This is a genomic window from Enhydrobacter sp. (assembly GCA_025808875.1).
GTDB lineage: Bacteria > Pseudomonadota > Alphaproteobacteria > Reyranellales > Reyranellaceae > Reyranella.
The window spans coordinates 4925101-4938827 of the sequence record CP075528.1; the positions used below are offsets into that span (position 1 = coordinate 4925101).

Sequence of the window (13727 nt, forward strand, 5' to 3'; positions counted from 1 at the left end):
GAGGGGCCGGTTTTCTATTGGGTGCGCGCCGCCAGGCGCAGCAACGTCTCTCGATCCTGCGCCACAAGCTTCTTGTAGTCGCCGACGATCTTCTCCAACTCGGAGGAGGGGAGCACGGTCTCGCGATCGGTGAATCCGTGCGGTGCGCGCTCCTCGACGATGTCGAGCATGATATCGATGCCCTTGCGCCGGTTGCTCTCGACGATGCGCGCCATCGGCAGCAATCGGCGCTGCTCGTAGCGCTGCAAGGCGGCTTCGGGAGCATCACCCTTCGACAGCTCCTCGGTGAGCACTTCGCCGTCGATTATGGCCTGCGACGCGCCGTTGGAACCGATCGGATACATCGGATGCGCCGCATCGCCCAGCAGGGTGACGCGGCCGTGGCTCCAGCGCGGCAACGGATCGCGGTCGACCATGGGGAACTCGTAGATCGCATGCGCCGAGCGGATCACCTCGGGCACGTCGAGCCAGCCGAACTTCCAGTCCGCGAAGCGCGGCAGGAAATCCTCGAGGCGCCCCGGCTTGTTCCAGTCCTCGCGCGGCGGCGAGGCCTGTGCGCCCATATGGAGATCGCAAATCCAGTTGATCAGCGCCTCGCCGCGCTCGGCGTGGGTGCGACTGATCGGGTAGCAGACGAATTTCTGCGTATGATGGCCCGCCTGCACCATCGTCGCGCCGCCGAGATAGGGTTTGCCGACGGTGACGCCGCGCCACATCAGGATGCCCTGCCACTTGGGCGGCCCCTCGTCGGGATAGAGCTGGGCGCGTATGGCCGAATGGATGCCGTCGGCGCCAATCAGCAAGTCGGCCTCGGTTTGCGTGCCGTTGGCGAAGCGCGCAATCACCTTGGCACCGCTCTGCTCGAAAGCCGCGATGCGCTGGCCGAATTGCAGGCGCCGGTCGCCCAGCATCGCGCGTGCCGCGTTCAGCAGCACCATCTGCAGCTCGCCACGGTGGATCGAGAATTGCGGCCAGGGAAGGCCGGCGTGACGGCCTCGCGGATCGGCCCAGATCGTCTGGCCGTGCCGATTGGCGTAGCGGAGCTCGCGCGTCTCGATCCCCGTGGCGGCCAAGGCCCGCTCCAGGCCGAGACCGGACAGGATGCGCACGGCGCCGGCCTGGATGTTGATGCCGACACCCAGCGGCTTCGGCTCAGCCACCGCTTCGTGGACTTCCACGTCGAAGCCCGCGCGATGGAGGCACAGGGCGGCGGTGAGGCCGCCGATGCCGGCCCCGGCAATGGCGATCTTCATGCCCGTCAGGGATCGCGGCCCAGCCCGCGATAGAGCAGCGCCGCCTGGTAGGCAGCCCAGCGCTCGGCCTGGGTCTCGCCGAGCTCGCGTAGATACGACCAGCTGAAGATTCCGGTGTCGTGCTTGTCGTCGAACACGATCCGCACCGCGTAGTGGCCGACCGGTTCGACGGTGGAAATCTTCACGTGGCGGCGCCCGGCGACGATCTTCTTCTGGTTGGGACCATGGCCCTGTACCTCGGCTGACGGACTCTCCACGCGCAGATACTCGGCAGGAAGGGAGAAGTTCCTGCCATCGGAGAAGTCGATCTCGAGTCTGGCTTCCTCCTTGAAGACGCGCAGCTCCTTCGGCCACGGAGCGCCCGACGATTCGTAGTTGCCTTCGTCGGGCACCGATTTGGGGGGTATGTCCGCCGGCGTCATGGCGTATCCTTCAACGGGCGGGCCTCGCTCACCAGCATGATCGGTATGCCGTCGCGGATCGGATAGGCGAGGCCTGCCTTGCGGCTGATCAACTCGCCGGCAACGGCATCGTATTCGAGCGGGCCGTGCGTCGCCGGGCAGACCAGGATCTCCAGCAGCTTGGGATCGATTCCGGCGCGCCGAGGGGCGGCTGTTGTATCGGAAGAAGCCATGTATTGAACTATAGCATGCGTCAGTTCGCGCGGTTGGGCTTGTCGCCGGAATTCGTACCGAACGCGGTCATCTCGAGAAAGGCGACCAGCAGCTTGGCCCGCGCCGTCGTGTCGGGCGCCTCGAGCAATGCCTGCTTCTCGGCCGGGCCGAAGGGTAGCACCATCGACAACGACGTGACGAGGTTGCCGTCGGCCGCCTGCTTCACGGCATCCCAGTCGGTCGACAGATTGCGGCCGCGAAAGAAGGCCGCCAGCGCCGCCATCAGCCGCTCGCGGTCGAGGGTGACGATCTCGTCTGAGTGCTCGAGATCGTCGCGATAGGGAGAAAACAGCACCGAGGCGCGACGATAGCCGCCCTGCGCCAACTCGAGCTCTCGCGCGATCCGAAAGCGACAGACGCCGCTCAACGCCAGCAGCAGGCGGCCATCCTCGGTCTCGTTGAAGCTCACGATACGGCCGGCGCAGCCGGTCATTTGGACCTTTGGCAGTCCGTCGGCGGTGGGCAGGCCGTCGCCGGCATAGCCACCCGGCTGCATCGGCTGCACCATGCCGATCATGCGATGGCCGGCCAGGGCGTCGAACGCCATTGCGATATAGCGCGCCTCGAAGATGTTGAGCGGCAGTTTGCCACCGGGCAACAGCAGTACGCCTGAGAGCGGAAAGAGAGGCAGCGTTTCAGGCAACTGCTCGAAGGACGGCTCGAACGGGTTGAGGCCGGGATTGCGGACGGACATGGTTGCCGGCCGCTCGGCGGTTCAGGAGAAAAGGATGGTCGACAGCCGCTTGCGGCCGTCGATGGCGAGCGGATCGGTGAAGCCCAGCGCCTCGAAGAACTTTAAGAGCTGCTGGCGCGCCGCTTCCTCATTCCATTTGCGATCGAGCTTGATCATTGCCAGCAACTCGTCGATCGCCTCCTTGCGTTGTCCACCCGCCCAGTAGGCAAGCGCGAGGTCGAGACGTGTCTGGAAGTCGCGCGGATCGGCGGCTGCTTTGACTTTGAGGTCGCCGACCGGTCCGGCAGCCTTGGCCTGTTCGGCAAGATCGATCGACGCCTGTATGGCGGCGATGTCGGCATGGGCCTTGTCCTTCGCGGGAACGCGCGCCAGCACCGCCTTGGCCTGCCCGAGATCGCCTGCCTGCACATGGCAGCGCGCGAGGCCGGCCAGCGCCGGCAGGTTCTCCGGCTCGACCTCAAGCACCTCGGCGTAGATCTGGGAAGCCAGAGCGAAGTCGTTCTCCGCCACGGCCTGCTTTGCATGCTCCAGTGCCGCTGCCAGGTCGTCGCCCTGCTCGCCACCGGGCTTTCCGCCGGCGGCCTGCACCAGCCGGTCGACGAACTGCTTGATCTGGCTCTCCGGCACCGCGCCCATGAAGCCGTCGACCGGCCGGCCGCCGAAGAAGGCATAAACCGCGGGAATCGACTGGATGCGCAGCTGCTGCGCCAGCATCTGGTTCTGGTCAATGTTGATCTTGACCAGCTTCACCGCGCCATTGGCAGCCTTCACCACTTTCTCGAGCGCGGGTTGGAGTTGCTTGCACGGCCCGCACCAGGGCGCCCAGAAATCGACGATGACAGGCACCGTACGCGAGGCTTCGAGCACGTCCTTGGCGAACTTGGTCTGGTCGCTGTCCTTGATGATGTCGGCGGGGGCAGCCTGCGGCGCGGCGCCCTTCAGCAGCGTTTCCATGGGGCCTCTGGGATTTCGGTTTCGCCCGCAATGTGGCCTCCGTCCCATGGAGACGCAAGGGGCGGCGCTTCAGCCTAGCGGCCGTGAATCTGGTGCTTCCTCAGCTCGTCGCCAAGCCGTCCGGCGAGGAACAGGCCGCACATGCGATAGTCGCTGATCAATGACCAGACCGGTGCCTCGAACGTGGCCGGCCTGTTCTTTTCGATGAAGAAGTGGCCAAACCAGGCAGGCCCGTACCCGAGGACCGGCACGACGAGCAGCCACCACCAGCTCTGGGTCGCAACCGCCCAGACCAGGACCACCGCCGACAAGACGGTGCCGAAATAGTGTACGGCGCGTGTCGCCGGCTTGGCATGTTCCCGCAAGTAGAACGGCCAGAACTCGGCATAGGTCTGGAAGCGCTGGGCCATGAACTATTCTAACCCAAAACGCCGGCCTTTTTCAGGGCGGCGATCTCGTCGTCGCCGTAGGCGAGCTCCCGCAGGATTTCGTCACCGTGCTCGCCGACGGCCGGGGCCGGGCCGGCGGGGCGCGGTGTGGCGAATCCGAGCCGGATCGGATTGTTCACCGTACGCGGAATCTCCGGGTTGGTGGTGTCGGCGAAGATGCCGGCGTGCTCGGCCTGCTCGTCCGTGACCACGTCGGCCAGCCTGCCGATCTCGCCGATGGGAACGCCTACCGGACTCAACAATTTCTCCCATGCCGCGTAGGTCCTGGACAGGAAGAGCGTGGCCAGTTCGCGTTGGAGGTCGCGAGCGTGTTTGCGCCGCGATTCACGATCGGCGAAGCGAGGGTCACGGCCGAGATCCTCTCGGCCGACGGTGCGACAGAAGGGCTCGAACAGGCGATCGTCGCGCACCATGATGAGTTGCAGCCAGCGATCGTCCGCGGTGCGATAGAGGTTGGTCATGGCGTTGCGCGGCCTGTCGGGAGACTGACGCGGCGGCAGTTTGGCGCCCACGAGGGCGCCGGCCGCCGAGGTGCCGTTGGCCCACACGCCGTTGGCATAAAGCGACGTGCCGACCCAGCCGCCCTTGCCGGTCCGGTCGCGATGACGCAGGCCGAGCAGGATTGCGGCAACCAGGGTCATGGCCGTCGCGCGGTCGCCCTGGGCGGGCAGCGACAAGCCGGGTGGCCCGCCTTCGTAGCGCGCCGAGTCGAGGATGCCTGACCGGCCGAAATAGGCGGTGACGTCGAAGCCCGCACGGTCGCGATCGGGGCCGGTCTCGCCGTAGCCGGTGAGCGAGCAATAGACGAGGCGCGGATTGAACGGCTCGACATCCTCCCAGCGCAAGCGAAGCCGCTCCCGAGCCGGCGGCGGAAAGTTCACGATCATGACGTCGGCGCGTCGGATCAGCCGCTCGAGTACCCCGCGCGCGCCTTCGTTCTTGAGGTCGAGCGCGATCGATCGTTTCAACCGCCCGTCGAGCTGCCAGGGAAAGTTCACCTGCTTCTCGGCCCGCGGATAGTTCGGGCTGGTGTAGCTCTGGCGGTGCGGATCGCCGTCACCGGGCGGTTCCACCTTGATGACGTCGGCGCCGAAGTCGGCGAGCGTGACCGCCGCCGCCGGTGCGGCGATGAACGAACTGACGTCGAGCACCACCAGGCCGGCGAGCGGCAGTGCATCGCTCATCGGATCGCTCCGTTCTGGCGCAACGCCGCCACCTCCTCCGCGGAAAGGCCTGCTTCGCGCAGGATCTGCTCGGTATGTTCGCCGAGCTCGGGTGCGGTGTGCGCGATACGCTGTTCGGCAAAGCCCAGCCGGATTGGATTGGAAAGCGTGCGCGGCATGCCGGGAATCTCGGTCCCGATGACGGCGCCGCAGGCGACAGCCTGCTCGTCGTCAGGCACGTCCTGCGGCCGGCTGATGACGCCGAAGGTGACTTCCTTGGCGGCCAGCGCCTGACGCCAATGCTCGTACGGCTTGGCGGCGAAGATCGCGCTCATCAGGGCCGCGAGATCGGCGGAGTTTCTGCGCCGCTCGGCTTCGGAAGCGAATCTCGGATCATCGATCAACTCCGGGCGCTCCAGCGCCTGACAGAGCGGCGCCCACAATTTGTCGGTGCGCACGATGGTGAGCTGCAGCCAGCGATCGTCGGCGGTGCGATAGATGTTGCCCAGGGCCGAACGCGGCCGTTCAGGGGGAGGGCGATGCGGCAGGAACGCGCCGACCAGGGCGGCCTGGGCGATAACCCCGCACGACCACAGTCCGTTGCCGAGCAGCGACGTGCCGACCCATGACCCTGCGCCTGTCTTCATGCGCTGGATCAGAGCCATCAGGATCGCCGACACCAGCGCCATCGCCGTGGCGCGATCGCCCTGCGCCGGACCAGGCACGCCGGGCGGACCGCCTTCGTAGCGCTGCGCGTCGAGAAGGCCGGAGCGAGCGAAATAGGCGGTGGCGTCGAAACCCGGCCGGTCGCGGTCGGGGCCGGTCTCGCCGTAACCGGTGAGCGAGGCATAGATCAGCTTCGGATTGACCTTTCTCGTGTCCTCATACGCGAGCTTCAGCTTGTCGCGCACCGGGGGAGGGAAATTGCAGATCAGGATGTCCGACTTCTCGATCAGCCGATCGAGGGCGGCGCGGGCTTCGGGCTTCTTGAGATCGAGCACGATCGAACGCTTGTTCCGCGAGTCCATCTGCCAAGGATAGTTCACCTCGCTTTTCGGATAGTTCGACGAATCGTGCATGATCCGGCGGTTGGGATCGCCCTCGGGGCCTTCCACCTTGATCACGTCGGCACCCCAATCGCCCAGCACGACGGCGGCGGCAGGTGCCGCAATGAACGAACTGATGTCCAGCACACGAAGTCCCGCCAGGGGCAGGCCAGCCTCGGTCATGTCGCTCCCCGATCGATTTACCCTCCGATAAAGCGGCGACCCTCTGGCCGTCGTCAAGGCTGGCCGCTAGCGTGCGTTCCGGCACGCGGCGTGCAAGGGGAGGAACATGGCGGCGAAGAAGCGTAGGCCCAACTTCGTGGTTGTCCTGATCGACGATCTGCGGTTCGACGAGGTCGGCGTCTGCGGCCACCCCTTCATGAAGACGCCGCACATCGACCGCATCGCCCTCGAGGGCGCGCGCTTCACATCGGCATTCCATACTACGCCGCTCTGCTCGCCCAACCGCGCCTCGATCGTGACCGGCCAGTATGCCAGCCGGCATGGCATCATCGACAATGTGGCGCGCGACGCCCACAGCCATCGCTTGCCCAACTATCACGTGACCCTGCAGCGGTTGGGCTATGAGACTGCCCACGTCGGCAAGTGGCACATGGGCAACTCGGGCGGGCCGCGGCCGGGTTACGACCGCTGGGTGAGCTTCCCCGGCCACGGCTCGATCGTCGATCCGGTGCTGAACATCGACGGGATCGAGGAGAAATATCCCGGTTACATTACCGACCATCTGAATGCGCACGCGGTCGAATTTCTGCGTAAGAAGCACGACAAGCCGTTCTCGCTCTTCCTGGCGCACAAGGCAGTGCACCCCGACGCCCACCAGGCGGCCGACGGCACGATCGACTTCTCCAAGGGCGGGGGGCGCGGCTATCGGCCGGCGCCGCGACACGAGGACCTTTACAAGGGTGCGCGCTTTCCGCGTCGGCCGAACGCACTGCCGCCGTCGGAGGTGGTGAAGGACAAGCCAGCCTGGAAGGAGGCGCACGAGCTACGGACCAGCGAAATGTCGCGCAAGCTGCTGGACGGCATCATGGCCGGCACCGACGAGGAGGTCAGGCTGCGCGCGGCCATGATGGCGTCGGTCGACGAGGGCATGGGCGAGATCTTCGAGGCGCTCGAGGAGACCGGCCAACTCGACGACACCTTCATCCTGTTCCTGGGCGACAACGGCTATTTCTTCGGCGAGCACGGGCTCGGACCGGAACGCCGCTTCGCCTACGAGGAGGGCATCAAGTCGCCGTTCCTCATCCGCTATCCCGCCTGGTTCAGGCCGGGCACGGTGAGTGACGAGCTGGTGCTGGCGCTCGACATCGCGCCGACTCTTGTCGATCTAGCGGGCGGCAGGGCGGCCGACTGCGAGCACATGCAGGGCCTGTCGCTCCGGCCGCTGGCGCGCGGCGCCCGGCCCAAGGGCTGGCGCAACTCCTTCATGTGCGAATACTTCAGCGAGAACGCCATGCCGTGGCTGATCGGTATGAGCTACAAGGCGATCCGCACCCGGCGCCACAAATATATTCACTGGACGCAGAAGTCGCTCGATGGCGTGGAGTGCGACGAGCTCTACGATCTCAAGAGCGATCCGTTCGAGATACACAACATCGCGGCCAAGCGCAGCGAGCGCGCCACGGTCGCGCGGTTGCGCAAGCAACTCGCGTCCCTGGTGGCGCAATCTGTCGGACTCTAGAGGGGGAGAGCGAGATGAGGCTCACGAGACGAGGCGTGATGGTGGGTGGCGTTGCATTGGCGTCGGGCACCGCGAATGCCCAGGCGTGGCCCAGCAAGTCGATCCGCATGATCATCCCGCTGGCACCCGGCGCCACCGCCGACATCGTGGGCCGCATGTTCGCCGATGAGCTTGGCAAGGCGCTCGGCCAGACGGTCGTGGTCGACAACAAGACCGGCGCGGGCGGCACCATCGCCACCGCCGAGGCGGCGCGCGCCGCACCCGACGGCTACACCATGGTGCTGGTGTCGCAGGGCACCATGGTCTTCAACATGGGCCTCTACAAGACGCCGGGCTACGATTCGCTGAAGGACCTGCGCCTGCTGACGGCGAGCGGCGGCGTCTCGAACGTGCTGATCGTGAGCCCGGGCAATCCGGCGAAGACCGTGGCCGACGTGATTGCCCAGGCCAAGGCCAAGCCCGGCGAGCTCACCTATTCGTCGGGCGGCGTCGGCACGAGCCATCACATGTCGGGCGTGCTGCTCGAGTTGCGCACCGGCGTGAAGCTTCAGCACGTGCCCTATCGCGCGACGCCCGCCGGCATCATGGGCGTCGCCAACGGCGAGGTCGCGATCGGCCTGTTCAACACGCCGACCGTCATCGGCCTGATCAAGTCGGGCAAGCTGAAGCCGATCGCGGTGACCAGCGAGAAGCGCTCGGAGCTGCTGCCCGACGTGCCGACCATGATCGAGTCGGGCGTGAAGGATTACGTCGTCAACACCTGGATGGGCTTCGCGGTGCCGGCGAAGACGCCGGAGCCGGTGATCGCCAGGCTCAACACCGAGCTGAACCGCATCGGCCAATTGCCGCAGGTGCGCGAGAAGTTCCTGGCCCAAGGGATCGAAGCCCTGCCGCCCGGACCACCCGCGGCGGCACAAAAACTGGTGAAGGACGATCTCGAGCTGTGGCTGCCGATCATCAAGACGTCCGGGGCGACGGCCGGTTAGGCGGCCACGCCTTGCCAAGCAGGGGCACGGCGCGTATCTCGCGGTCCCATGGGATATCGAGTCGCCGTCGTCGGCGCGACCGGCAATGTCGGTCGCGAAATGCTGCAGATCCTGGCTGAGAGGAACTTCCCGGCCGACGACGTCGTGGCGCTCGCCTCGGCGCGCTCGGCCGGCAAGCAGACGTCGTTCGGCGAGGACAGGGTGCTGAAGGTCCAGGACCTCGCCAAGTTCGATTTCAAGGGCATCGACATCGTCCTGAGCTCGCCGGGCGCCAAGGTATCGGCAGAGCACAGCCCGCGCGCCGCCAAGGCGGGTGCCGTGGTCATCGACAACACCTCCTACTGGCGGATGGATCCCGACGTGCCGCTGGTGGTGCCCGAGGTGAACGCATCGGCCATCGCCGGCTACAAGCGTCGCGGCATCATCGCCAATCCCAATTGCTCGACCATCCAGATGGTGACGGCGCTGAAGCCGATTCACGAGGCGGCGACGATCAAACGTGTCGTCGTGTCGACGTACCAGTCGACCTCTGGCGCCGGGAAGGAGGCGATGGACGAGCTGCTGAACCAGACCAAGAGCTTCTTCGTCAACCAGACGCTCGACCCCAAGAAGTTCACCAAGAACATCGCCTTCAACGTGATCCCGCACATCGACGCCTTCATGGACGACGGCGCGACCAAGGAAGAGTGGAAAATGGTGGTCGAGACCAAGAAGATTCTCGACCCCAGGATCAAGGTCCATGCCACCTGTGTGAGAGTGCCGACCTTCATCGGCCATGCCGAGGCGATCAATCTCGAACTCGAGCAGCCGCTCGACGAGATCGAGGCGCGGCGTCTGCTGGCGGCGGCGCCGGGCGTGCTGGTCGTCGACCGACGCGAACCCGGTGGCTACGTCACGCCGCAGGAGATCACCGGACAGGACGGCGTTTTCGTGAGCCGAGTGCGGGTCGATCCGACGGTCGACAATGGCCTTGCGCTCTGGGTGGTAAGCGACAACCTGCGCAAGGGCGCGGCGCTGAACGCCGTGCAGATCGCCGAGGAATTGATCAAGGGCCACATCTAGGGACGCGTCGTATAAGTATTGAAATACAGATGCTTATCCGAGTTGATTCATGTAGTATGAGAGTGTGAACGACACTCCGTGGATCCATCCGACCCGACCAGAATCGCAAGCCACGGCGCCGATCCAGCTCTTCGCCAACGAGGCCGACAGCTTCGTGCAGCAACTGCGGCTGGCGGCGCAGGCCCATCGCGCCGGACGGCTCGATGAGGCGATCACGTCGTACCTGCGGCTGCTGAACGTCCGGCCCTACCACGCCGAGCTGCACAACAACCTGGGCGTCGCACTCCGTGCCGCCGGCAAACTCGAGGCGTCGGTCGCGCATCACCGACTGGCGCTCGCCGCCGATCCCGGCAATCCCGCGCTCCATTCCAATCTCGGCAACGCGCTGCGCGCGGCTCATCGACTCGAGGAGGCGGTGCGGCATCACTTCGAGTCGATCACGCTCAACCGGGACTATGCCGAGGGTTTCTACAATCTCGCCCTTTGCCTGCGCGATCTCGGCCGGCTCGACGAGGCGATCGGTTGCTTCGGTCGCGCGCTGGCGCTCGTTCCCGACAACCGGCGGGCGCGCATGGAGCTCGGCATTGCCCTGTTGATGCGCGGCGAGCTCGCGCCGGGGTTCGCCGCCTACGAAGCGCGCAAGCGCCTGCCCGAGACACCGACGCCGGAATTCGAGCAGCCGGCCTGGGATGGCGGGCCGGTCGAGGGCAAGCGCGTCCTGCTCCATCCCGAGCAGGGCCTGTCGGACGTGCTGCTGTTCGTCCGCTTCGCGCGCGAGCTCAAGCGGCGTGGCGCCACCGTCCTCGTGCTCTGCCAGGCTTTGCTCAAGGAGCTGCTTGCCGGTCTCGATTTCATCGACGAGGCCATCGCCGAGGGAGAACGGTTGCCGCCGTTCGACCTGCACGCTTCCATGGTGTCGCTACCGCATCTTTGTCGCCTCGACTTCGAGACCACGGATGTCGGTCGGCCCTATCTGGCGCCGCCGACCGACAGCCGCATCAAGCTCGGGCGGCGCGAACGGGCGCGACTGCGTATCGGCATCTACTGGGCCGCCATGCCCGGCCAGCCGCAGGATCGTCAGCGCTCGGTGTCGTTCGCCAATTTCCTGCCCTTCGGCGGCGATCCCGAGCTGCTGATGTTCAGTCTGCAAGGCGGCGTACATCAGCGCGACATCCAGCAGCACGGTGCGGGCGGCCTGGTTCACGATGTCGGCCGCGGCATCTTCGACTTCGCCGAAGCGGCGACCGCTCTTGCCCAGCTCGATCTTCTGGTGTCGATCGACGCGCCCGTCGCCCATCTCGCTGCTGGCATGGGATTGCGTACCTGGATAATGCTGCCCTTCTCCGCCGATTGGCGCTGGCAGCTGCCGGGCTGGTATCCGAACGCGCGCCTGTTCCGTCAGCCGCGACCGGCCGACTGGGACTCGGTGTTCACCGACGTGCGGCGTGAGATCGACGCGCTTAAGGGCGACGGCGTCGCGGCTTAGCGGCTCGACCCGTCCCAACGCCTCGTCTACGGTTCGGCCCGCACCAAGGGGAGCCGCATGCTGGACGCCGCGTCGCTCGATACAATTCTCCGCACCGCCCGCAACCACAACGGTTGGCTGCCCCGGCCGGTCACCGACGACCAATTGCGCGCCGTCTACGACCTGATGAAGTGGGGGCCGACGTCGGCCAACTGTCAGCCGCTTCGCGTCGTCTTCATCCGCACCCGCGACGGCAAGGAGAAACTGCGGCCCGCACTCAGCTCCGGCAACACGGAGAAGACGATGGCGGCGCCGGTGACGGCGATCGTCGCCTACGATTCGCAATTCTACGAGCACCTGCCCGAGACCTTCCCGCACAACCAAACGGCCAAGAGCTGGTTCAGTGGGCCGGGCAAGGAGGAGGTGGCGCGCACGACCGCGTTGCGCAATGGCACGCTGCAGGGTGCCTACCTGATCGTGGCCTGCCGTGCGCTCGGCCTCGATGTCGGCGCCATGAGCGGCTTCGACAACGCCAAGGTCGATGCGGCGTTCTTTCCCGACGGGCGCTTCAAGTCGAACTTCCTGTGCAACATCGGCTATGGCGATCCGGCCAGCCTGTTCGGCCGCAATCCGCGACTGACCTTCGAGCAGGCTTGCACGCTGGGCTAGAGATCGAGCGCGTCGGCGATCTCCTGCCACGGCAACGGCAACAGGGAAATGAGCGCAACTACGCCGAAGCCGAGGATGATGGCGCCGGCGATGCCGTTCAGCCAGCGCATGCCGGTGCCGGTGAAGTGCGTGCGCAGCGACGCTGCCGCGGTGCAGATGATGGCCCACCAGGCGAGCGCGCCGCAGAACACCGCAGTCACCAGCAGCGCCGCGTCGGGCAGGCTGGCGCCGACGCCCGCCAGGTTGCGGCCGGCGAAGGCCGCGCCGAAGGCCATCACGGTCAGGGGATTGAAGACGGTGATGAAGAAGCTCGAGGTCGCGTAGTTGATGTGCGTCGCGACGCGGTGCTCGCGGTCGTCGCGCACGGGATCGCCGACGGTGCGCACGCGATGGCGCATGGTTATCCAGCCCATGACGACCAGGATCAGCCCGCCAACTCCGCGCAGCCACGCTTCCTGCTCGGCCACGAACGCCTCGACGAAGGAGAGGCCGAAAGCCGCCACGGCGCCGAAGACCGCGTCGCCCAGCGCCGCACCGATGCCCGTCAGATAGCCTGCCACGGCACCGACCGTTATCGAGCGGCGGATGCAAAGTGCTGCCGCCGGTCCGACCGGCACCGCGATCAGAAAGCCTATCACGGCGCCTTCGATCGCGAGCGACACCGGATTGAAGACGAAGCCCGGGACGTTCATCGCCGACTTACAGCTTCTCGGCGGCGAAGCGCCGGGTCGGTGCCACCAATCCGTCCTGGGCGGCGACGAGCTGCAGTTCGCGCTCGCCCATGGCGTGCGTCTTTTCCAGCACGGCGAAGATCGAGGACGCCGCCTTGCCGAGCGCCAGGGCGACGTCGCCGTCCTCCCTCCAGTGCGCCGTGAACAGCGCGGCGACGGCATCGCCCGTGCCGTTGGGTGCGATTTCGAAGCCGATCAACGGCGTCGCCACCCGCCATGCCGTCTCGCGCGTGACGGCGACCATCTCGATCGCGTCGGCAGGCGCGTCGGCGCGACGCAGGCTGGTGATCAGGGCGAGCTTCGGCCCGTGGAGAAGGGACCGCGCCGCGTCGAGCGCCTCGTCCATTCGCCTGACCTTGCGGCCGGTCAGATGCTCGAGCTCGAAATGGTTGGGCGTGATCAGGTCGGCGGCCGGCATGGCTCTGTCGCGGAAGAAGGAATCGATGCCCTCCTTCACGTAGATGCCGGTGTCGATGTCGCCCAGTACCGGATCGCAACACCAGATCGCCCCGGGATTGGCGGCCCGCAGGCGGCGCGCGGTGTCGAGCACGACGTCGGCCAGGGCGGCGTCGCCGACATAGCCGGTGAGCAGCACGTCGCAGGTCGGCAGCAGGCCGAGCGCCTCGATGCCGTGCACGATCTCGGCGACCTGGTCGGCGGGCGCCACCCGGCCGCGCCAGGCGCCATAGCCGGTGTGGTTGGAGAATTCGACCGTGTTCACGGCCCAGACCTCGTGGCCCAATCGTTGCAGGGGAAAGGTCGCTGCCCGATTGCCGACGTAGCCGTAGGCGACGTGGCTCTGAAGCGAGAGAAAACGCATGGCCGCCGCCAGCTTGCCACAAGGAGACCCCTCATTATAGTCCGCCGCGCTTTCCAGGA

General features: G+C 66.4%; 15 protein-coding genes. 5 read left to right on the plus strand and 10 right to left on the minus strand.

What is annotated here, in order from left to right; genetic code table 11:
* Positions 1-14: 14 nt before the first annotated feature.
* From KIT25_24420 to KIT25_24455, 8 genes are all read right to left on the minus strand, one after another.
* A complete protein-coding gene (locus KIT25_24420) occupies positions 15-1253 on the minus strand; it encodes a flavin-dependent oxidoreductase (GenBank protein UYN95119.1) in 1239 nt (412 codons plus the stop codon).
* Positions 1254-1258: 5 nt separating this feature from the next.
* Positions 1259-1675 carry a DUF971 domain-containing protein gene (locus KIT25_24425; GenBank protein ID UYN95120.1) on the minus strand — a complete coding sequence of 139 codons (417 nt, stop codon included), beginning with the start codon at positions 1673-1675 and terminating at the stop codon, positions 1259-1261.
* Positions 1672-1887, minus strand: a complete 216-nt coding sequence (locus tag KIT25_24430; protein UYN95121.1) for a Trm112 family protein — start codon at positions 1885-1887, stop codon at positions 1672-1674. The genes KIT25_24425 and KIT25_24430 overlap by 4 nt, the downstream gene beginning before the upstream one ends.
* Positions 1888-1907: 20 nt before the next feature.
* Positions 1908-2621 (minus strand): LON peptidase substrate-binding domain-containing protein, encoded by a 714-nt coding sequence (locus KIT25_24435; protein ID UYN95122.1) that lies wholly within the window; start codon positions 2619-2621, stop codon positions 1908-1910.
* 21 nt (positions 2622-2642) lie between these two features.
* The gene (locus tag KIT25_24440) at positions 2643-3575 is read right to left on the minus strand and encodes a co-chaperone YbbN (GenBank protein UYN95123.1); all 933 of its coding nucleotides are present in this window, start codon (positions 3573-3575) and stop codon (positions 2643-2645) included.
* A gap of 74 nt (positions 3576-3649) precedes the next feature.
* Positions 3650-3985, minus strand: coding sequence for a DUF962 domain-containing protein (locus tag KIT25_24445; GenBank protein ID UYN95124.1), 336 nt, complete (start codon positions 3983-3985; stop codon positions 3650-3652).
* 8 nt (positions 3986-3993) lie between these two features.
* Entirely contained in the window at positions 3994-5208 is a 1215-nt protein-coding gene (locus KIT25_24450; protein UYN95125.1) for a CoA transferase, read from the minus strand.
* Positions 5205-6416 (minus strand): CoA transferase, encoded by a 1212-nt coding sequence (locus KIT25_24455; protein UYN95126.1) that lies wholly within the window; start codon positions 6414-6416, stop codon positions 5205-5207. Before KIT25_24455 ends, KIT25_24450 begins: the two co-directional genes overlap by 4 nt.
* A 106-nt stretch (positions 6417-6522) precedes the next feature.
* Between KIT25_24455 and KIT25_24460 the strand changes: the two genes are divergently transcribed.
* From KIT25_24460 to KIT25_24480, 5 genes are all read left to right on the plus strand, one after another.
* Positions 6523-7935, plus strand: a complete 1413-nt coding sequence (locus KIT25_24460; protein UYN95127.1) for a sulfatase-like hydrolase/transferase — start codon at positions 6523-6525, stop codon at positions 7933-7935.
* Positions 7936-7949: 14 nt separating this feature from the next.
* Positions 7950-8921: a tripartite tricarboxylate transporter substrate binding protein gene (locus KIT25_24465; GenBank protein UYN95128.1), complete on the plus strand. Its 972-nt coding sequence runs from the start codon at positions 7950-7952 to the stop codon at positions 8919-8921.
* A gap of 48 nt (positions 8922-8969) precedes the next feature.
* Positions 8970-9983 (plus strand): aspartate-semialdehyde dehydrogenase, encoded by a 1014-nt coding sequence (locus tag KIT25_24470; GenBank protein ID UYN95129.1) that lies wholly within the window; start codon positions 8970-8972, stop codon positions 9981-9983.
* Positions 9984-10047: 64 nt separating this feature from the next.
* On the plus strand, positions 10048-11469 hold the full coding sequence (locus tag KIT25_24475) for a glycosyltransferase family protein (protein UYN95130.1): 1422 nt from the start codon (positions 10048-10050) through the stop codon (positions 11467-11469).
* Positions 11470-11526: 57 nt separating this feature from the next.
* Positions 11527-12117 carry a malonic semialdehyde reductase gene (locus KIT25_24480; protein UYN95131.1) on the plus strand — a complete coding sequence of 197 codons (591 nt, stop codon included), beginning with the start codon at positions 11527-11529 and terminating at the stop codon, positions 12115-12117.
* Here KIT25_24480 and KIT25_24485 read toward each other — a convergent pair.
* Entirely contained in the window at positions 12114-12809 is a 696-nt protein-coding gene (locus tag KIT25_24485) for a LysE family transporter (GenBank protein UYN95132.1), read from the minus strand. The two genes, KIT25_24480 and KIT25_24485, sit on opposite strands and share 4 nt — an antisense overlap.
* A gap of 7 nt (positions 12810-12816) precedes the next feature.
* Complete coding sequence (gene pdxY / locus KIT25_24490) at positions 12817-13668, minus strand: pyridoxal kinase PdxY (protein UYN95133.1); 852 nt, start codon at positions 13666-13668, stop codon at positions 12817-12819.
* Positions 13669-13727 lie beyond the last annotated feature (59 nt).